Genomic DNA, 20130 nt, shown 5'->3' with positions numbered 1-20130 from the left:
CAAAAAAAGATTACGGCTGAAGCGGCAGCTTCAGCCGTGCATACTTAAATCAATGTTTCTGTTAGTTGCTGTTGTGCTTGGATCTCAGCGTGCACTTTGCTTGGCAGTCCCCATAACTTGATGAAGCCGATAGCCGCATGTTGATCAAAGGTATCTGCAGACGTGTACGTTGCTAAGTTTTCATCGTACAGGCTGTTTTCAGATTTCCGTCCTTCACAGATGACGTTGCCTTTGAACAATTTCAAACGCACGATCCCGTTGACGTAGACTTGCGTGCTTTTCAGGAAGGTAATCAAGGCTTCCGTCAATGGATTGAACCAAAGACCATCATAGATGACTTGCGCTAATTGCTGCTCGATGATTGGTTTGAAATGCGCCAATTCCCGAACAAAGACCAAATCTTCCAATTCTTTATGAGCCGTCATCAAAGCGATCGCTCCTGGACATTCATAAACTTCCCGTGATTTGATTCCCACCAGACGATTTTCGATATGGTCGATCCGACCAACGCCATGCTCGCCAGCCACCCGGTTCAGTTTCATGATCAATTCTGCTAGATTCATCGTTTCGCCATCAATGGCGGTCGGTACCCCTTGATCAAAGGTGATCTCAACGATCGTTGGTACGTCAGGAGTATCTTCTAATTCTTGCGTGATGGCGTAGGCCCCTTTTGGCGGCGTTGCCCAAGGATCTTCTAAGACGCCACACTCACAGGCACGTCCCCACAAGTTTTGATCGATAGAATACGGATTGTCCAAATCAGCGGGAATCGGCACTCCTTTTTCAGCCGCATAGGCAATCTCTTCTTCCCGGGACCATTTCCATTCCCGAACTGGTGCGATGACTTTCAAGTGAGGCGCTAAAGCAGCGATCGCCACTTCAAACCGAACTTGGTCGTTGCCTTTACCAGTACAGCCGTGGGCGACGGTCGTTGCGCCAGTTGCTAATGCCAACTCCACCAATTTCTTGGCGATCAATGGACGAGACAAAGCGGAAACAAGAGGATAAGAATTTTCATAAAAAGTATTGCCTTGTAAAGCGATCAAAGCAAAATCTTGGGCGAATTCTTCGCGGGCATCGATGGCATAAGATTCAATCGCGCCAACTGCCAAAGCTTTGTCTTTAATGGATTGGGTGTCGCGACCTTCACCGATGTCTAGGCAGCAAGCCACCACATCATATCCTTGGTCCGTTAACCATTTAATTGAAACGGAGGTATCTAATCCTCCAGAATAGGCCAATATTACTTTTTCTTTCATACTTATTAACTCCTTTTCCGCATGTTTTCAAGTGATTGAAGCTATCTTATCAGAATAAAAATAATAAATCAAGGGTAAAATTAAATATTTATACATAAAAGCGGCGATTATCAGGTTTTTATACTATTATCGATGGTTAAGGAAAAGAAGTGGATGCTCACTTTTTTAATGAAAGTTTATACATAATATTCATTATGGTATTCAGTTTTAGAAACCTGCAACAACAAGTTTCGTTTTTCAGAGAAAATGGCAGAAAACGAATGGAGAAAATTTTCAAAAAGAGGCGGAATTACGTTGACATTAGGCTTTATAGAAGGTATTATGTTATATGGTATTGTTTGCCCCACAAGAGCCCCGGAAACTCAAGTGTATGTCAAACATTCGTGAAATTGAATTGGAGGAAAAAATTGTGCGTACAACATATATGGCCAAACCAGGCGAAGTAGAACGTAAATGGTACGTAGTAGATGCAACAGATGTTCCTATGGGTCGTCTTTCAGCAGTAGTAGCATCTGTCTTACGTGGTAAAAATAAACCAACATTCACACCTCATGTGGATACAGGCGATTTCGTAATCGTCATTAATGCAGAAAAAATCAAATTAACAGGTAACAAAGCAAGCGATAAAATTTATTACCGTCACTCAAACTTCCCAGGAGGATTGAAATCAGTCTCTGCTGGAGAATTACGTGCTAAAAATTCTCGTCGTTTGATCGAAACTTCTGTAAAAGGCATGCTTCCTAAAAACACTTTAGGCCGTAAACAAGGAATGAAACTTCATGTTTATGCTGGCGCTGAACACCCACATGCTGCACAACAACCAGAAGTATTGGACATCACAAACTTAATCTAATAGGAGGGAATTTCATTGGCACAAGCTCAATATATCGGCACTGGCCGTCGTAAAAATGCAGTAGCCCGCGTACGTTTAGTACCAGGTACTGGTAAAATTACTGTTAACAAAAAAGATGTTGAAGAATACATCCCACACGCAGACTTGCGTGAAGTAATCAACCAACCATTCGGCGTTACAGAAACTAAAGGTTCATACGATGTTTTTGTAAACGTAAATGGTGGTGGATACGCTGGACAATCAGGTGCAATCCGTCACGGTATCGCACGCGCATTGTTACAAGTTGATCCTGATTTCCGTTTAGCTCTTAAACGTGCTGGCTTACTTACTCGTGACGCACGTATGGTTGAACGTAAAAAACCAGGTCTTAAGAAAGCTCGTAAAGCTTCACAGTTTTCAAAACGTTAATCTTTTTATATCGATATTTTCAGACGCTTCGCAATTTAGATTGTGGAGCGTTTTTTTTTGAGTTGACCCCATTCCGGTCTGTCTCTTTTTAAGACAATTTACGACAGGCAATTTTACCGATAGACATTTGAATGATGTTTGGTGTATTTACATAAGTTCTTGTGATGTTGGTATCGCTGTGAGTCAATGCTTCAGAAATCTGTTCTAGAGCGACACCAGCTTGTTTGGCTAAAGTTGCCCCAGTATGCCGTAACTTGTGTGGAGTCGCATGGGTAAGGTGTTTATGTCTTCGCTCAATGGATTTCATGCGGTAGTTCAAATCTGTATGAAGTCTTTGATTGATGTTCTCTTTATCATCAAAGATGGTAAAGAGAAGCTGTTCTTCGGTTTGTTTGATTTCAAATTGAGCTAGTTCTTTTTTTGTTAGACTTTCCACTGTTGAAGTAATTGCTTTAGCTCATTTGGAATATGGAAAATTGTCGTCTTATTCCCTTTTGTGCTTTTTTCATTGCCGAATTTATCTAAGACTTTGCCAATCGTAATCTGGGAGGTAGAGAAATTAACGTTCTTCCATTTAATGGCGTAAGTCTCGAGACAAGAAAAAAGTTGTTTGGAAAAGTGTGTAGACGTGTAAGGAAAGCTTTTTAATTTCATAATCTTCTTGATCCGCTTGCAACTATTCCTGCAGTTACTCAAAAGAAAGATATAAATCTTCTTCTTTTTTGTTTCTTTAAATGAACATTTATCCGATGAATATCGCAAACAGTACAATGTAAGACGTTTTGTTGGTTGCTTATTATTTTTAATACGTCGATATATGCAGTCAACGATGGATAACAGTCTATTTAGTGCAGCTAGTATTTTACCCTTAATTTGGACTGTGCTTGCTTTTGTTTTTTTGCATTATGCTTATTGGAGTTATCAAGGTGGAGTGATTGATACATTTTCTAGAAATATTATTTACTATGGTTCGATTTGGAGTTTGATTTGGAAAATCTTTGTTCAAAATATTATCATTCAAATTTGGATAGCATTTATAGCTCCGTTTAGTGGTATTAAGGCATGGAGAAAATCGATTAAAAACAATAAGATTTTATTTATCGATACAGGTAAAAATAATCTGTGGAACTAAGTCTGTGGAAAGTAATTATAAAAATAAACTTTAGGAGTTGAATAATTTGAAAAAGATGTTGGCTATAATTGGAGCTGCTTTGTTTGGGCTATCTTTACCGGTTGGTTGTGGAGCTAAGCAAGCAGACTTATCTGGAACTTATTTTTATATTCAAAATGACAGGTCACATGTTGATTCGTCGGGAAATGATAATATCTTACATCAAGTAATAGTTAAGCGAACAGATAAATCGAATAAAAAATATGACCTAACAGAAATCGGTATGTATGGAAATGGACAAACACAGGGACTCTTTATGTTGATGCGATATTAAGGAACAGTAAACTATCAGAGGAATCAACTACTTTAGACGCTGGTTTAGACGATTATCTTGCGGGTGGACTGAGTATAAGCAATATGAGAGGAATAAATTATACTTACAAAAGTAGTATCTTAACAGTCGGTGAGAAGAATAAAACTGATTTTTTTAGGGAAAATACTAGCAAAGGAAAAAATTATCAAGAAATTTTTCTAGGGCAAAAAACATGGCATCAAGTTTTTGATACACCTGATCCAGTTGAAGCTAGTGAAAGCAGTTCTAATGAAGAAGCAGAAACAACTAACACAAATGAAATTAGAGAGGTTGCTTTTTCTGAGGTGAAATATAATCCCGAAAATGGAAAGATGAGTTAGAAACTAAAGAATAACTCGGAGTATTTCATTGATTCAGTAACAATTTATGGCATAAGGAAGAGACACGAAATAAATGTTTATGGAGAAGATGCACGCTATGCAATTTATCATATTGATAAAGGAGAAGAAAAAGAATTTACTTTTTCTTTGAATGTCGGCGATGATCCTACAATTTATAGTGATCAAGAAATTAATCTGAGTAAGACAGCTATTATATATCGTGGAAAAGAGATTAATACAGGTGACTGGTACCAAACGTTGGATAGTGATTATGAACTCAAAACAAACAGTAATGCTGCTGGCGAGATTGAGAGTGTTACAATAAAGAATACCCTCAGATTATCAATGGAAAAATGTGATCATTCATCATGAGTATGCTCAAAGATACGGGGAGGATTTGAAGTATGCAGATGTTACACAAAAACAAGTAGATTTTGGTGCAACGGTAACGATTGAAAATTTAAGTGGAACAACAGGGAATTACGGACATGCTACTTGTATAATGTATGTTGCGTTTGAACCACGGGGGAAATAATTTTATGTATTTGATTAGATCATTTATTTTTAAAGTTTATTTGACAAGCTCAATAAAACCAATGACGCTCATATTTTTAGTATGATAAAAAAATAGAATTTTCATATTTATCAAAATAGTAGACTAAGCATTATATCAGCAATCTAAGCACTTCCTTTTTTGAAAGTGCTTTTTAGTGTTGGTGCAACAGTTTGTATCATGAGATGAGTTTAATTGTTGTAATTGTGTTGAAAATTTTTCGTCAAGCTTAAGATGAGATTGCGAAATGATTGGTGGTTTGCATGCAAGACAAACGAAAATGGAAAATGTTATATGTTATTTATTAGATTTTTCAGTTAATAAAAGAAGATGTGGGAACCATGAATAGTTCACACATCTTTTTTTATTTTTCATATTGAAAATCACAATGTTTGATTTTTGAAAACTTTTAGCATTTCCTGAGCAATTGCATTAACGACCGGAACGCAAACTGAGTTGCCAAACTGTTTATATGCCTGAGTGTCAGAAACTGGAATAATAAATTTTTCAGGAAAACCCTGTAAACGAGCTGCTTCACGTGGAGTTATTTTACGTGGATTTTTCCCTGATTGTTCGATTAAAATCTCACTACCATCTTTATAGTAGCGTGCTGAGATTGTATTGGTATAAGGACTATTGGAGTTGAATAAGGAAAAACCAAAACCGTTCCCTTTTTCTTTGTGTTCTAGCTTCCTCCGTTTGTGTCCTTCCCAAAGAGTATCTGATATGGTGTATTTTTCATCAACAGAGTCTTCAAGTATATCACCAACACTAGTTTTAGGCTTTGGTGCAGTAGGGAACTCAAACAAGTCAATATTTTTTAGCGATAACTTGTCAAAGCCAACAATATAGATTCGCTCTCTGTTTTGAGGAGCTCCAAAATCTCGTGCTTTGTAAAGGGCGCTGTCGACTTCATAATCCATGTCACGTAAAGTATTTATGATTGTCTCATAAGTTCGACCTTTATCATGTGTTTTTAGATTTTTAACATTCTCAAGTAAAAACATTTTTGGTCTCTTAGCTTTAATAATTCTTGCAACATCAAAAAAAAGTGTACCTCTGGTATCTTCAAATCCTAATTTTTTCCCAGCCTGTGAAAATGCTTGGCAGGGAAATCCAGCTACAAGTATGTCATGATCCGGAACCATACTTTCGTCAATCTTTGTAATGTCGCCATGTGGATATTCGCCATAATTTGCAAAATATGTTTTTTGAGCAAATTTATCCCATTCGCTCGAAAAAACAGATTTCACTTTACCAGTAAGTTGAAAACCTAACCTAGTTCCACCTATACCTGCAAAAAGATCAACCATAGTATAAGGGGCTTTTTCATTGTTCAAAAATGGTTTATTGCCAGCAGATTCCAAAAATTCCATAATGGATAAGAATTCTAAGGGGGAAGGAGATGTTTCTCCTTTTTCCCAACGACGAATGGTTCTGTCACCAAATTTTGGCATTCCAACAGAGTCTGCCAGTTCTTTTTGAGTCATATTTAAATCTAATCGTTTTTCTTTTATAGCTAATCCTGGATCAACTTGGATTGTTTGTATATTCTCTGTTAAAATGGTGTTATCCATAATGCCACTCCTTGTTAGTGTCAATAAGAAGACAAAATGTCCTCTGATTAACACTGTAAAACATAAGTTCGCATTTGTCAAGATAAAAGGAGGATACTGAATGTTTACTGATTTATCTAAATTAATTGAAGAACAAAAACCAAAAGTAAGAGCATTTACAAATCAAAAGGTATTACTAAAAGAAGGATTTAGGAATAAATATTTAGAATCTATGAAGGATAGTAGTAGCCAAATTGAATTTTATGATACTTTTGCAGTTTTAACATCAACTAAGAAACTACATATTTATATTCCAAATCAGTGGTTTTATCTTGCTTTTATTGGAGCCCCTCTGACTAAAAAAGTGATTGATTATAGAGAATATATCAAGAATAAATCTAATTTATCAAATACTGACTTTAAAACATTCATATTAGCTGCTAAAGATGGAAGATTAGATGAAAATGTATTTTCTAAAATAGTTAATGAGTTGTCAAATGAAGAAACTAATTATATAAAAAAATTTCTAACAGATTATAGTTGGTGGGGTGGGGCAAAAGATCTGTCTAGAAGCGACTATTTTGTTTCACCAGTATTGGATTTATTAGATTTAATCAATGTATCGTCATCATATGTCGCAGATATTTCTTTTTTGATAGCAAATAATTTTGATATTGAAGATGCTGCTCTTAATTCGCTTTTTTCTTTGGTTGAAGAAGAAGGTACCTCTAAAGATTATGAGAAATTATTTCGCCAATGGATTATAGACAGGAAAGAGTCGGTTGAATCGAACCTCAAATATGTTAATACATTAAACAGGTTTATTAATGCAGTTAATTCAGAGTTAAGTGAAGAAGGTTTTGTACCAATTAGTATTTGGGAAAATCCCCAAAAATTTGCGACTCAATATTCTGTGGAGTCAATTATGCACTTAGCTGAAAGACTTCAGCCAAATACTGCATTTGTACCGAAAGATAGTGGGTCTGGATCGGAACTAAAAACTATATATAATAAGTATTTAGAGTGGGTTCAAACATTATTTGAAACTGAACTTCAGGAATACAACCAACAGCTTCATGAGGAGCATAGGCAATATATATATTTTGGAGCTCCAGGTACAGGTAAAAGTTATCAGCTTAATCATGATAGTAAATTGTTTGGTAAGAATATCGAAAGGGTTACTTTTCATCCAAATATGTCCTATGGAAATTTTGTGGGCGTTTTCAAACCATTCCCGCTGAAAATTAAATTACGTGATTTGAATGGCAAGATTGTTAAAGACGAGAACAATAATCCTATATATGAAGAAAAAATTACGTATAGCTACATACCAGGCCCGTTAATAAAACAGTTGGTCAAGGCATTCATGCATCCCGATGAACCTTATCTATTAATTATTGAAGAGTTAAATCGAGCTAATGTTGCAGCTGTGTTTGGTGATCTGTTTCAATTGTTGGATAGAAAGGATGACTACTCAAGTGAATATCCTATAGCGATAAGTGAAGATTTAAAACAATATTTCAGCACAATTTATAAAGAAATTAGAAATGAAAATGGTGTAGTCAAGATGAAAGAAATTTTAAAAAATGGATTGGTATTCCCAAGCAATTTCTATATCTGGACAACAATGAACAGTGCTGATCAAGGTGTCATGCCTATGGATACTGCTTTTAAAAGACGTTGGGAGCAGAAATATTTTGGTCTTGATGATGCATGGCTTAAAAATGATGGTAAACAAAGATTTGCCAGTTATAAAAAAATAGAATATCCATCTAACATTGGAGAGGTAGTAGAACAGAAATCTGTGTCTTGGAATGTACTTCGGCGCATCATCAATGATATTCTGTCAACAAATAAGAATATTCCAGAAGATAAATTGTTGGGTCCTTATTTTATTTCAGAAAAAGTGTTAACTGATAGTAATAGCTCAGTTACTGAAACATTTAAGTCGAAAGTCTTGATGTATTTATTTGACGATGTTGCTAAGCAAAATAGAACATTACTTTTTAAAAATGTAGAAAAAATGCGTTATTCTGAGATCGTTAGAACTTTTGAATTAGAAGGTCTCAAAATTTTTGGTATTACTGATGATGATATTGAAAAATATGAGAAAGATGAGTATATAAGCAATAATTCCGGAGAAATATGAGGTGTAATTCGTGCAGATTATTGAATTTAAAGAGCAGGAACATTTCACTTTTTGGCATTTTAAAAATATGTTTCGAAATACTGGTATGTTGAACGATGATAAATTAAGAGATATATTAAAACGGCTAGAGCTAAGCCATTGCTTGAAACACCATATACCTGTTATGGATATACCAGATGATATAGAAGTGGATATGTTATCAGAAACCAATAATGAGTACTATAAGTTCACTTTCGTTGGAATTATAAAGATAAAATCTTTGGCTTTTTTAGTGTATCCAAAATATTGGAGAGAAACTAAAAAAGAAGTGGGAAAAGTTGATAAATTTACCCAAATACTTGCTGTAATTGATAAGTATAATAAATCAACCAAAATATCTGATATAGGTGCGGATACAATATATGGGGAAAGTAGACTTTCAAATTTAATATATCTTCTTCAAGACTATTTATCCAATGGATTATACTCTAATGAGGAATCATTAATTGAAATTAATGGTGAAGGTCAAATTCTTTGGGAAAGGACAATTGATGAAAGTAGCCCGTACATGAATAATGGGGTTCCAGTTTATTTGGATATGTACACACAAATTAATATTTTGGATGAGTCAGATATCATAAGAAGATTACATGCTGCAATTATAACAGAAGTAGATAATGAGATTAATGCTCTTCTAGATTATATAAACCTAGATTTTGATTTTCATCTAACTGATGAAAGTATTAGTGATTTTGGTACTAATGATTATTTACTTTATCTGCTTGATAGAGAGCTGTCCAGACAATTTATTACAAAAAAGCAAACGATGCTTGCTAATATGAAAAATTATATTGAAAAAAGTGACAGAAATTCTGATGACTCAGTTCAACTGTATGGAACGACTAATTTTAATTTGGTCTGGGAAAAAGTTTGTGCAGAAGTGTATCAAAATAGCTTAGACATGGATATGAACTCCCTTGGGTTGCACAAAGTATTTTTTGATGAAAAATTAGAAATGAGTAATCATTTGTGGGGGAAACTAAAACTTTCTAACTATGTTGAGAAACCATTATGGATTCACGCTGGCAAAAAAACTGAAGCAAAAGGAACGCTTGTTCTGGATGTTTTAGAAGTGGATACAGAAGCTAAGGTGTTTAAGATTTTTGATGCTAAATACTACCAAATAAATTTTAAGGAAAATGCAGATGGTTGTTTGGTAGTCTCAGGTCAGCCAGGTGTTAGTGATATTACAAAACAGTATTTATATCAACTGGCATATAAAGAACTTGCTGAGGAAAATGGCTATAAGTTTTCAAATGGGTTTGTTATTCCTAAAGACGATTTAATAGAAGAAGAACTTTTTGACGGATTAGGTAAAGGGCAACTGTTAGGGAAAGCAAAAATGCAGATACTATCAAATTTAGGATTGGTTGATATTACTGTGATTGGAAGAGACTGTTATACAATATTTAAACAGTATCTTCAATATTAAGTACCTTTGAGCAATTATTATTTGGTCGATTTCTATGAAGCTACCTGCTTGAAGAAACTCATCATTTAGTGCTAATGAGGTGAAAATATGGCAGATAAAATATCCAAAGAAGCAAGAAGTAAAAACATGTCACAAATTAAATCAAAAAATACAAAACCGGAGCTATTAGTTAGAAAGTTTTTGTTTAGTCAAGGATTAAGGTATAGGGTTAATGACAAGAGATATCCGGGAAAACCAGATCTGGTTTTCCAAAAATATCAAACAATTATTTTCGTGAATGGTTGCTTTTGGCATCATCATGGGTGTAAAAGTTCAACTATACCAAAGACAAATACAGAATTTTGGATTAATAAGATTAACGGAAATATCTTAAGGGACAAAAAAGTTTATAAAGAATTAATGGAATTAGGATGGAAAGTTATCATAGTTTGGGAATGTGAACTAGTGAAGAGTAAGAGGGATATAACTTTAAATGAGCTATATCATAAAATAATAGATAACTGATGACAAACGTCAATATAGAAAATTGATAAAGAGGGAGGGGGAGGAATAATGACACAAGGAGATTTTACTATACATCCTGTAGGGCAGGGATTATTTTATACTGGAAAAATAGGCCAAGCTTTCAATTTAGTTTATGATTGCGGGAGAGGTAACCATTCTACGGTGGGGGCAGATTCTGACTTTGCCTTATTGATATCTAACTATAAAAGGCATGAGTTAATCAACGATACTATAGATATGTTAGTTATTTCTCATTTTGATTCGGATCATGCTAATGGATTATTTTTATTACTTAGCGGTAAGACTATAGTCAAGCAATTGTTCATTCCCTATTCAGGGATAGGTGATTATTTAATTTTATTTAGTCTCCTGTACATAACTGGAGCAACATCTAGAGTTGAAAAAATATATTTAGTATTAGAAGAGATTGCTGTTGAAGATGAGGAATCGAATTTAGATGATAACTCCATTGGTATTTCTCTTGATCTTGATTCTAAATACACCGAGCCAGATCTTATAAAAAAGATAAGTAGCATACCAAGCTCAACTGTGGTTTTATTTCAACAACAATGGCTTTTCAAGTTTTATAATATGCAAAAATCGAAGACAACAATTTCAAGGATTGAAAATGAATTCGATGCATTACTTAAAACAAACAAATGTAATACTATTCAAGACTTGTTAAAATTGAAAAAGGGTCTACATCCTACGAAAAAAACTAAATATTATATGAAAACTCTGATAAGAGAAATTTATAAAAATTCTCTTAAAAGATTGGGTAAAGATTCGATAAATAAATCCAGTTTATGCTTATATCATAAACCTATAAATAGTGATAAAGCGGGGTGTTTTGATTATCCTCCTTCATTTTGTGATGAAAACTCAGAAAATGTCGGAACAATGTTGACTGGGGATATCAATTTATCAAATGATGTTCAGGCTAATGAGTTCATAAGGTTCTTTAAAAATGAACTTTCAGAAACATTCTTTATGTTTCTACCCCATCATGGTTCGCATTTAAACTGGAATGATTTTTTGTTTAATTATCTTGAAAAAAACATAATCTTTTTAGTTTCAGTAGGTAAAAATAATAATTATGGTCATCCGTCTTCAACTTTGATAAGTAGATTATTTAAAAGAGGAGATTTAATAGGAATTGCTACTGAGCAGCGACTTATACATTGTTTAATCCGCTAGTTGTTTTTGAAGCTATGATGCTGAGGGTCTAAAAGTGTTTATTTCGGCTCGAATATTTTTTCATTTAAAAATTGACACCATAGATTCCGAATTTTTTGAAATCCATTGAAAGTTTGAATTATGAATTTTGCTGTACTTGTTGCTATTAAAGAATTTTGAATTTTATATAAATTCCAACCAATCGAACTAGGTCTTAAGAAAGCTCGTAAAGCTTCACATCAAAACGTTAATCAATTCCTTATTGTATCAACGTTTACAAGAGATTTTTGGTTCAAGTTGGTTCAAATCAACTCGACAAAGAATTTAATAAGTTTAAAGCATCAGCATCTTGCTGGTGCTTTTTTTCTGGCATCAATTCAAGATAGTAGTTTTGTGTTGTTTGGATGTTGATGTGACCTAAGCGTTTTGAGACATAGGCAATATCAATATCTTGTGAGAAAAGAAATGAAGCGTGAGTATCCCGTAGACCATGGAAAGTTGTTTTTGGGATATCTAGCTTCTTTAGCAGTTGCGCTAGTCTAGCGGATTGATTAAAGCCGTTAGGATCGAAATAGTAGCCATTATCTTTAATTGGGATGGTCTTTAAAATCTCATAGACCTCCTTGTTGATAGAGACATCTCGCTTAGAATTTTTTGTCTTTAATGAAGTATCTTCAGAGGTAGGACTTATAGACCGCCGAACCTCAATACCATATTTGAAAACATTCTCAGGTCGGATACCAAAAAGCTCTCCACGACGCATCCCAGTTTCTAGAGCTAGCAGCACAAGTACGTTAAATTCATTATCTGTATGATGAATGACATAAGTCCGCAGCTTTTTTAATTCTGTAATAGACAAAGCTCGGTTGCGTTTTTCTAGAACTTTTCCACGTGTTTTAACTAAACTAGCAAAATCCGTAGCAAGGTAGCCACGAGCGTAAGCATCACGCAAGGCAGTTTTGATTTTCAATAATACTTCGTGAGTAGTTTTACGAGAGTGGGTCTTTGCATATTCATCAATTTTTCTTTGGACAACAATATCATTCAAATCCTTTAGTTGAATATCTCCAAACAGTTTCTTCACAATCTTAGATGTCCGTTGATAGTTTTGGAAAGTCGTCTCTTTTACATCGTTTTTCTTAATAATATACATCCAATTTTCAAAGAAATCGGCAAACGTAGTTGTACGCTCAGCTAATTGCTTCCCATTTCCCTTCTCTAATTCATTTTCTAAAGCCCAACGCTTGGCTTCTTTCTTTGAATCAAACGTTTTAGTCAGCTTTTTATGCTGTCCTTGTTTATAAAGCGAAATTTGCGCTCTAAATTTTTTTCCTCTTTTTACAATACTAGGCATTACCTATCAATTCCTTTCAAGAAAGATGGTTGATAGATGCTAGTTGAATACAGAGTTAATTGTATACAGCAATAAACAATCTAGCAACCATCAACTATTTAAATAGAATGAGTTTTGACGAATTTGGAGAGAGAAGAAACGGTATAACGTTCTTGTCTTCCAATCATAAAACGCTCCAAATCATCACTTGATCGAATATATTTATCAAAGGATTTTGGGTCAATTCCAAGAAATTTTGAAGCTTGTTCTCTAGTAAGTAAATAAGGAAGTTCGTAAGTCATTTCTTGCGTATATGCGTCCTTTCATTAGTTTTGTTTACACCACACAATATGCTATACTCAACTTGTCTAGGGTGGAGTGTTGTGAACATTATTGTTTGCGGCGCTCTGCTTGTTTTTGTTGTATTAGTTTTCTTTCCAATACTTTTCGATAAAATTTAATTTCCCCTTTGAACCACGCTGGGTTTTCATAGACAGTGTTTAGCATCTTTTCACCTTCTTCATTTAATTTCGCAACTTGTAAAATAAGTTCGAGTAAGTTCACATGATAAACATTTCCAAATTCTTTGATCAATTTTAGCGAAGGAGCCACATTGTTAAGTATCCAGTTGAAGCTTTTTTCTAACGTCATTGGATCAGCTTTTAAGCTAAATGAAATTTCCTCATGGTTGTTGACAAAATTTTTCCAGTTTTGATCGATTTTAGCCTGTGGTTTTTCAGGCGGGCGGTCATAGAAGCAGATTGCATGGTTGATCAAACCGAAAATAATTGGTTCAAAATTATCTGTTTTTATCAACTTTCGAGCTAGTTCTTGAGCTTTCTCATGGCGAGTTCTGAGCTCATAGCGGTTAATGATTGATGCCTCATCTAAGGAGATGCCCTTTTTTCTCCTTTGTTCGTAGTTTTTTTGATAAAAACAGAAATGCATTAAACTTTTCCGTGAGCCAAAGTAAATAGTTGTTCCGTGAGAATCGTGATTTGAAAAGTCCTTAGACTGATAAACATCTCCTATACGGAAAGCAGACTGAAATTCGTTTCGTTCAATTTTTTTTGCTAAATTCGGAATGTTTAAGTAACCGTAATAATCATTGATCGCCAAGTCTATTCGAGTAAAATTTCCGCCATATTCAAAGACGCGCTTGAAAAAATCATTCCATGTTTCTTTCTTCCCATTCAGCCAACCAGCTAAATAACGACAACCAGTTCCCTTTAATTCAAAAAGTGTACCTTTCTTCTCGTCCTCTGAAATCCGAATGTCGATTGCCTTCAATAGACAATAGCGCCCATTGTATCCAAGAATCTTCGTCTCATGGAAGACCATGTGATTCATACTGATATTTAGCACTTTATCAATCAGCATTTCATAATTTGTTGAGAAGAAATGAATCGTGAGATAATCGACAATTCCCTCTAAATCTTCATTCCTTTCTTTTGAAAGAAGGCAATTCAATAGTTGTTCAATTTTTTCGTCTGATAATTTCCTGCTACCGTTTTCAAATCTTGCTAATAAAGAACGAGAAATCCCAACCTTATCAGCGAGTTTCTGTTGAGACCATCCTTTCTCTAAACGAGTTTCTCTCACAGCAGCTCTCATTTCTTCCGATGTTAACCCATTCATAAGTACCTCCATTCAGTATTTAGTTTTCAAAGATCAAAAAAAGTACTTATTTAAGTACTTATTAATAATACGCCATCTGGACATCTTTGTCAACTTTAAAAGTACGAAAAAAAGTACCTGACTATTGTTGTTGGCAAGATAATCTGTTAAAATTTTAGTAGTCAAAAGTTTGGAGAGATAAATGGAATGAAACCAGATGCTATTGAAGTAGGTAGAAGGATCAAAGAAATAAGAACGAATTTAGGCTACAGTATGTCGCAATTTGGAGAACTAATTAGTAACTCCCCAAAAACGACTGTAAATAATTGGGAACGTGGCATCAATCTGCCCAAAGAAGATAAACTGAAAAAAATTGCCATCTTAGGAAAGACGACAACTAATGAGCTGCTTTATGGTTCTCCAGAAGAATTCATTACAAAGATTGTGGTAGATCATTTTCGGTTACAGTTAAATCCGCTATTTATTCAGCAGATCATCCTTTTTTTGAATCAGCAGAAAATTAATTTGTACGATGAAATGGCCATCATCGAATTTATCCAAGGAATTTTTGATTCAGGTTCATTTATTGAAGAAGAGAGCAGTTATTTGAGTTACAGCCCAGTTATCGGTTATGACAATCTGTATACTGCATCAGAGAAGAAAAATGAAGAAATTGAAGCACCGATTTTTTATGTATATATTGAGTGGGAAAGGAATAGAGTTCACTACTTACCTTTTACTTTCTTAGAACATCAAAAGGAAAAGCTTCGTAGTTTACCGGTTTTGAAATCTCAATTAGAAATTGATTATTATACCCGTCAATTTCCCTTGCTGAACGTTGAGTTGAAAGAATCGATGATTTTTTACTATGGAATCAAAGAAGACAATACCCCTGTCGTTGCTCGATATGAATATGATGATCAAAAGAAATCCTATAGTATCAATCAAAAAAATGATGAGATAGGTGTCTATGATCCGTTTGAGGTTGAATTAGACAAGATGGTAGCATATTTCGAAAGGGGACATTAATTTCTCTGTTTGTGACACTATCATTGTCAATGAGACAACGAAAACATTGATATCTCAATTCGTAATCGGAAATTTTTAACTTTTATTGTCTATAGCTAGTCCCCTGTTAGAAAGGGGCATGCATAGCGGTACGCCGCTATGCAATAGGCAAAATCCCCAAGAAGGGTGAATCGCTTGAGGCGACACCCTTCTCGGGGATTGCCTGCTATTTTTAATTATGATTTTTTTCCCTTATTATGTAAATTAAATCTTGAAGGAGGTCTCAATATACAAAATGGAGCATATTGACTGGTTAATTCGAGAAAATGATATAGAGATTAGAGATGGAAAAATAGTTCAATGCTATAGAATTGACTATGATTTATCCAATGAGAAAGTTATGAAAAGTTGGGCAAAACATATACGGAGACAGTATGAATCCGATGAATCACTGGACGAATCTCTTAATGAAACACTTATGGAAGCAGAGGAATATTTAAGAGAAAATGTTATTCCTCAGAAAAGCATGGTAAAAGGGTCTACTATGAGATCAGCTGACTTCGGTGAAATTATCTTTTCTGATTTGTTAGAATTTGTATATGGATATACAATTCCAAGATGCAAACTTTATGATAGAGCAACTCCTACTCAGAGCGAACAAGGAACGGATATAATCGGATACAAATTCAATAATACTAATGGAATATCGTCAGTAAAAGATGAACTATGTGCAGTTGAGTCCAAGATGAGTGCAACAAGTTCGAATTTGAAGACGATAAATAGTGCAATCAAGCATTCAATAAAAGATGAGTTAAGGGTTGCTGTTACTTTAAATTATTACAGAAAGAAATTGAAAAGAATGGGGAAGACTATTGAATCAAATCAAATAGCGAGATTTCAAAAAAAATCCGAAAAAGATTTTGTTTTACGTTTAATGGCTGGAGCAGCAATTAGTCGTAAAGATTTAAATCCTGAAATTGAGATAATATTTGAAGATGAAGGAGAAATTAGGCTTGAAAAAGTTGATAGCATCTTCCTTATTCATTGTAATCAGTTGATGGATTTAGTTCACGAAATATATGAGAGGTGTATTGAATGATTTTTAAAGTTAGATCTAAGAGAATGTTAAAGTATGAGAAAACAAAATCTAAACTTCGAGAGTTTTCTGTAGATAAAACAGAGTATCCAAAATTCCAATTGAAATCTTCAGATTTACTTTATACAACTATTTATGCACTGTCTACTTATTGTGAAAAATATCACAATTTTGATTATGAGGAGTTTTTTGATAACTCTAAAGAAGATTTGAAAATTGCTGCTCAATACTTTGATTATGCGGTTCAATCGGAAGAGGATTTATCCTACAGTAATAATTTGTTATTACTTGGGGCAGTTACCTACTTTATTCTTGAAAATTTCGGAAATGCAAAAGTATTAATTGGAAAGATCAACGAGGAATACATTGAAACTAGCGTTGAAAAATTGATTTATCAAATATTATTTATTCTATTATTTAATTCTCCTAACAAAGTTTTTAGTTCAGAGATTACTCAAAACATATATGATCCAATTATTAATTCATTTCGTGGACATTTTTCATCTGGTGATACCTTCGATAATATCATTAATAATTATAATGTTATTCGAGAAAAAATGGCTCATTCAAATGAGATTTTTAGCGTCACTTATTTAGATTTTTTAGGGCCTATAATAATAATTGCTCAGGAATATTCTTCTTGGAATTTTCTTCCAAAATGGACAGAAATGACTGAAGAAGGGTGGGATCGATATTTGAATCTTGATCATAGTATTCATCTGCTTTGGCCTGCACAAAAAATGATTATTCAAGAGGGAGTTTTACAAAATCAAAACTGTGTAGTGCCTCTACCCACTGGAGTTGGAAAAACTAGAAGTTTTGAATTACTGGCTTACTATAAACTAATAATTCAAGATAGAAACAATATTGTAATTATTGCGCCTTTAAGAGCTCTTTGCAACGAAATAACTACTGATTTAAAGTTTATCTTTAAAGATTTTAGTGAGATTGCGATCACTAAATTTACTGATGTTTATCAAGAAGATACTTTTTTCAAGACTCAAAAAAAAAATATTATTATTGCAACGCCTGAAAAATTTGTCTTTGTTTTACGACATGCTCCCAATCTCATAAACTATATTGATTTATTTATCTTTGATGAGGCGCATCTTTTTGATGATTCTTCACGTGGAGTTGATTATGAACTATTAGTAACTGAAATAAATCGACTAGCTAACCAGAATAGTCAGATGGTTCTTTATTCTGCGATCCTTTCAAATTCACATGACATATCGAATTGGTTATTCGGAGAGGAAAAAAACTTATCAAACTCCACTATTATTGCAACCTCAAATAAATCAGTAGGGTATATTGGTAATAATACACAAATTCACTTCTATGAAAGAGGAGAATCTCTGGAAGAATCTTACTTTGTGCCTAATATAGTTGAATCAGTTAATCTAAATATCAACAATAATAACTTCCAAAAATGGTTTTTTCCTAGAACGAGAAGTTTGGCAGATAGAAAGATAGATTTGTGTATCTACTTTACTAATAAACTCGTTAGCAATGGTGCCGCTGCAACTTTTGTTGGAAAACCTGCTTCTATTAAGACAATTATGAGTAGAATGATTGAAATAAGTAGTAGGCAGGATGTTTTGACCAATCAAAAACAGCAGACAAATAAAAATGAAATTAGTAAATTCAAAAAGTTATTTTCACTTCATTATGATGAGGATCATATTTACACTAAGACAGTAAGTTTAGGAACCCTTCCACATTATGCCAATTTAATAGATGGAGTTCGAGAGGCGATTGAATATTCTATAAAAATTGAAGATTTTAAATCAATTATTTGTACTTCCACATTAGCAGAAGGTATAAATATTCCAATTAAATACTTGTTAGTCCACTCTCTTTCACAAGGAAGAGGTAAAATGGAAAATAGAAAGATTGCAAATTTGATTGGACGAACTGCACGATCTGGTATGCATACTGAAGGAACTATACTGTTATTAGATGAAAACTTATATGAGAGAAGAAATTCGGACTACCAAAATAAACAGAAATGGCTAGAAAATAGAGAAGCTTTTTCAAATCTTAACGTGGAAGAATGTAAAAGCAAAATTTTAAGTTTAGTTGAACCGTTCTCTCCGGATTATGGTAGGCACACCGCTACTTTTCAACTGATATCTGATATTCTAAAAATTTATTATCCTAACAATAACGATTGGAAAATAGATTTTAGAGAGGAGTTTAGCTCACTGTCAAATCATTTATCACTAGGAGCTCAAGCTACTATGCAGCAAATTGCGAGCAATGTGTTTAAAGTAGTCAATTCTTTGGAAAATTATCTTTCATTTATATATGCTGAAGTTTATGAGGATGAAGTATTTGAAGAAATCGTTGAAGATATTGCTGAAAATACATTTGCCATGTATCTAGCAACAAAAAGTCAGAGGGAAATTTTGTTAGAGATATTCAATATTATTGGAGATAAAGTTCAGCAAACCTTGGATAATAATAATGAATTTTATTACTCGAAGAGTTTATATGGATTTGATATTTCTACAAAAATTTTCGAATGGACAAAAATAAATGAAGAAAAACTAACTACAGCTGAAACAAACGTCTTAATTGAAAAACTATTTATGTTATTTTTCGAAATATTTGAAAACGAACTGGAATATGATAGTATTCAATATCTATCTTCTATTTACGATTGGATTGCTAATAGGAACATAATTCATATTCAAAAACATTTTGAGATTGATAATTTTCAAAAGATTGAAAAACTTATAAGAAAAATAATATCTTATGATTTCACCTTTTTTATAGGTTCTATTTTAGATGCTGTTTCTGAGTCAAATGAGGTATTACCTGAAAAGTTAAAGAGAGTACAAAAGATGATAAAATACGGTGTACGTAGTTCTTTCTCTATTGAATTTTGTGAGAAAATCATTAATGATCGTATGATTGCAAATGTAATAGCAAAAGAATTGAACATCTCTGACACTGAAAGTCAGATTTTTTCAAGCGTTATAAAGTATTATTCCGATAGCATTATTCTACTTTTGGAAGATTATCCTAAATACTATAAGGAAAAATTTGAATTGTACTTAAAATCAGTTTAACTAAACTGACATGTGACATACAAATAATTTACGAAAATTAAATTTTATGAGTGGTTCAAACAAATTGTATTAAAGACTTATACACTGGCGAGTATTTTTTGACCATACTTTTGACCTTATCGAACAAAATTTACTAACAATTATCAAAGCTTTACTTTTTGTCTGAATACTGATTTAAAGCGGTTCGTGTTAAGTTAGGTACAATCATATTTTCAGGAAACACACAATACGGTCTCGAAGAAATAAAAGAAGGTAAAAAAAGATTTTCA

Annotated in this window: 17 protein-coding genes and 1 pseudogene; 12 read left to right on the top strand and 6 right to left on the bottom strand. The window is 33.6% G+C overall.

Features of this window, described 5'->3' with window-relative positions:
* Window positions 1–44: 44 nt before the first annotated feature.
* Window positions 45–1259 (bottom strand): argininosuccinate synthase, encoded by a 1215-nt coding sequence (locus IGJ12_RS16505; protein WP_005230386.1) that lies wholly within the window; start codon window positions 1257–1259, stop codon window positions 45–47.
* 406 nt (window positions 1260–1665) lie between these two features.
* Here IGJ12_RS16505 and rplM point away from each other — a divergent pair, with 406 nt between their 5' ends.
* Both rplM and rpsI read left to right on the top strand, forming a co-directional pair.
* Window positions 1666–2112 carry a 50S ribosomal protein L13 gene (gene rplM / locus IGJ12_RS16500; protein ID WP_301280258.1) on the top strand — a complete coding sequence of 149 codons (447 nt, stop codon included), beginning with the start codon at window positions 1666–1668 and terminating at the stop codon, window positions 2110–2112.
* A gap of 15 nt (window positions 2113–2127) precedes the next feature.
* The gene (gene rpsI, locus IGJ12_RS16495) at window positions 2128–2520 is read left to right on the top strand and encodes a 30S ribosomal protein S9 (protein ID WP_003128901.1); all 393 of its coding nucleotides are present in this window, start codon (window positions 2128–2130) and stop codon (window positions 2518–2520) included.
* Between the two features lie 19 nt (window positions 2521–2539).
* Here rpsI and IGJ12_RS16490 read toward each other — a convergent pair.
* Window positions 2540–3190: pseudogene (locus IGJ12_RS16490) on the bottom strand (site-specific integrase); the annotation flags it as partial.
* Window positions 3191–3349: 159 nt separating this feature from the next.
* Between IGJ12_RS16490 and IGJ12_RS16485 the strand changes: the two are divergent.
* From IGJ12_RS16485 to IGJ12_RS16475, 3 genes are all read left to right on the top strand, one after another.
* A complete protein-coding gene (locus IGJ12_RS16485) occupies window positions 3350–3652 on the top strand; it encodes a hypothetical protein (RefSeq protein WP_430619214.1) in 303 nt (100 codons plus the stop codon).
* Window positions 3653–3698: 46 nt separating this feature from the next.
* Entirely contained in the window at window positions 3699–3965 is a 267-nt protein-coding gene (locus tag IGJ12_RS16480) for a hypothetical protein (RefSeq protein WP_430619213.1), read from the top strand.
* An 83-nt stretch (window positions 3966–4048) separates the two neighbouring features.
* Complete coding sequence (locus IGJ12_RS16475) at window positions 4049–4324, top strand: hypothetical protein (protein ID WP_430619212.1); 276 nt, start codon at window positions 4049–4051, stop codon at window positions 4322–4324.
* 936 nt (window positions 4325–5260) lie between these two features.
* Here IGJ12_RS16475 and dcm read toward each other — a convergent pair.
* A complete protein-coding gene (gene dcm, locus IGJ12_RS16470) occupies window positions 5261–6454 on the bottom strand; it encodes a DNA (cytosine-5-)-methyltransferase (RefSeq protein WP_430619211.1) in 1194 nt (397 codons plus the stop codon).
* Window positions 6455–6554: 100 nt separating this feature from the next.
* On the opposite strand from dcm, the gene IGJ12_RS16465 reads away from it, so the two are divergent.
* The 4 genes from IGJ12_RS16465 to IGJ12_RS16450 all read left to right on the top strand — a co-directional run bounded on the left by IGJ12_RS16465 (window position 6555) and on the right by IGJ12_RS16450 (window position 11754).
* Window positions 6555–8582: an AAA family ATPase gene (locus tag IGJ12_RS16465; RefSeq protein ID WP_430619210.1), complete on the top strand. Its 2028-nt coding sequence runs from the start codon at window positions 6555–6557 to the stop codon at window positions 8580–8582.
* Between the two features lie 10 nt (window positions 8583–8592).
* Window positions 8593–10053: an LlaJI family restriction endonuclease gene (locus tag IGJ12_RS16460; protein ID WP_430619209.1), complete on the top strand. Its 1461-nt coding sequence runs from the start codon at window positions 8593–8595 to the stop codon at window positions 10051–10053.
* 87 nt (window positions 10054–10140) lie between these two features.
* The gene (locus IGJ12_RS16455) at window positions 10141–10557 is read left to right on the top strand and encodes a very short patch repair endonuclease (protein WP_430619208.1); all 417 of its coding nucleotides are present in this window, start codon (window positions 10141–10143) and stop codon (window positions 10555–10557) included.
* 48 nt (window positions 10558–10605) lie between these two features.
* Complete coding sequence (locus tag IGJ12_RS16450) at window positions 10606–11754, top strand: hypothetical protein (RefSeq protein WP_430619207.1); 1149 nt, start codon at window positions 10606–10608, stop codon at window positions 11752–11754.
* 286 nt (window positions 11755–12040) lie between these two features.
* Here the strand turns inward: IGJ12_RS16450 and IGJ12_RS16445 are convergent, their stop codons facing one another.
* The 3 genes from IGJ12_RS16445 to IGJ12_RS16435 form a co-directional block, all read right to left on the bottom strand.
* The gene (locus tag IGJ12_RS16445) at window positions 12041–13087 is read right to left on the bottom strand and encodes a tyrosine-type recombinase/integrase (RefSeq protein WP_430619206.1); all 1047 of its coding nucleotides are present in this window, start codon (window positions 13085–13087) and stop codon (window positions 12041–12043) included.
* A 98-nt stretch (window positions 13088–13185) separates the two neighbouring features.
* The gene (locus tag IGJ12_RS16440; protein WP_430619205.1) at window positions 13186–13368 is read right to left on the bottom strand and encodes a DNA-binding protein; all 183 of its coding nucleotides are present in this window, start codon (window positions 13366–13368) and stop codon (window positions 13186–13188) included.
* A gap of 88 nt (window positions 13369–13456) precedes the next feature.
* Window positions 13457–14704, bottom strand: a complete 1248-nt coding sequence (locus IGJ12_RS16435; RefSeq protein WP_430619204.1) for a replication initiation factor domain-containing protein — start codon at window positions 14702–14704, stop codon at window positions 13457–13459.
* A 186-nt stretch (window positions 14705–14890) separates the two neighbouring features.
* On the opposite strand from IGJ12_RS16435, the gene IGJ12_RS16430 reads away from it, so the two are divergent.
* The 3 genes from IGJ12_RS16430 to IGJ12_RS16420 all read left to right on the top strand — a co-directional run bounded on the left by IGJ12_RS16430 (window position 14891) and on the right by IGJ12_RS16420 (window position 19861).
* Window positions 14891–15712 (top strand): helix-turn-helix domain-containing protein, encoded by an 822-nt coding sequence (locus IGJ12_RS16430; RefSeq protein WP_430619203.1) that lies wholly within the window; start codon window positions 14891–14893, stop codon window positions 15710–15712.
* Window positions 15713–15986: 274 nt separating this feature from the next.
* Window positions 15987–16790 (top strand): Hachiman antiphage defense system protein HamA, encoded by an 804-nt coding sequence (locus IGJ12_RS16425; protein ID WP_430619202.1) that lies wholly within the window; start codon window positions 15987–15989, stop codon window positions 16788–16790.
* On the top strand, window positions 16787–19861 hold the full coding sequence (locus IGJ12_RS16420; RefSeq protein WP_430619201.1) for a DEAD/DEAH box helicase: 3075 nt from the start codon (window positions 16787–16789) through the stop codon (window positions 19859–19861). Before IGJ12_RS16425 ends, IGJ12_RS16420 begins: the two co-directional genes overlap by 4 nt.
* Window positions 19862–20130 lie beyond the last annotated feature (269 nt).

The sequence above is a fragment of the Enterococcus sp. DIV0802b genome, assembly GCF_050543535.1.
Lineage (GTDB): Bacteria > Bacillota > Bacilli > Lactobacillales > Enterococcaceae > Enterococcus_D > Enterococcus_D entomosocium.
Note: the sequence above shows the minus strand (reverse complement) of the source record. Positions and strands in the feature narration are given on the sequence as shown.

What these genes read in the sequence shown, in the direction of transcription:
- IGJ12_RS16505 (WP_005230386.1), bottom strand. Translation starts at nt 1,259, where the DNA reads ATGAAAGAAAAAGTAATATTGGCCTATTCTGGAGGATTAGATACCTCC.
- IGJ12_RS16485 (WP_430619214.1), top strand. Translation starts at nt 3,350, where the DNA reads ATGGATAACAGTCTATTTAGTGCAGCTAGTATTTTACCCTTAATTTGG.
- IGJ12_RS16475 (WP_430619212.1), top strand. Translation starts at nt 4,049, where the DNA reads ATGAGAGGAATAAATTATACTTACAAAAGTAGTATCTTAACAGTCGGT.
- dcm (WP_430619211.1), bottom strand. Translation starts at nt 6,454, where the DNA reads ATGGATAACACCATTTTAACAGAGAATATACAAACAATCCAAGTTGAT.
- IGJ12_RS16465 (WP_430619210.1), top strand. Translation starts at nt 6,555, where the DNA reads ATGTTTACTGATTTATCTAAATTAATTGAAGAACAAAAACCAAAAGTA.
- IGJ12_RS16455 (WP_430619208.1), top strand. Translation starts at nt 10,141, where the DNA reads ATGGCAGATAAAATATCCAAAGAAGCAAGAAGTAAAAACATGTCACAA.
- IGJ12_RS16450 (WP_430619207.1), top strand. Translation starts at nt 10,606, where the DNA reads ATGACACAAGGAGATTTTACTATACATCCTGTAGGGCAGGGATTATTT.
- IGJ12_RS16445 (WP_430619206.1), bottom strand. Translation starts at nt 13,087, where the DNA reads ATGCCTAGTATTGTAAAAAGAGGAAAAAAATTTAGAGCGCAAATTTCG.
- IGJ12_RS16440 (WP_430619205.1), bottom strand. Translation starts at nt 13,368, where the DNA reads ATGACTTACGAACTTCCTTATTTACTTACTAGAGAACAAGCTTCAAAA.
- IGJ12_RS16435 (WP_430619204.1), bottom strand. Translation starts at nt 14,704, where the DNA reads ATGAATGGGTTAACATCGGAAGAAATGAGAGCTGCTGTGAGAGAAACT.
- IGJ12_RS16430 (WP_430619203.1), top strand. Translation starts at nt 14,891, where the DNA reads ATGAAACCAGATGCTATTGAAGTAGGTAGAAGGATCAAAGAAATAAGA.
- IGJ12_RS16425 (WP_430619202.1), top strand. Translation starts at nt 15,987, where the DNA reads ATGGAGCATATTGACTGGTTAATTCGAGAAAATGATATAGAGATTAGA.
- IGJ12_RS16420 (WP_430619201.1), top strand. Translation starts at nt 16,787, where the DNA reads ATGATTTTTAAAGTTAGATCTAAGAGAATGTTAAAGTATGAGAAAACA.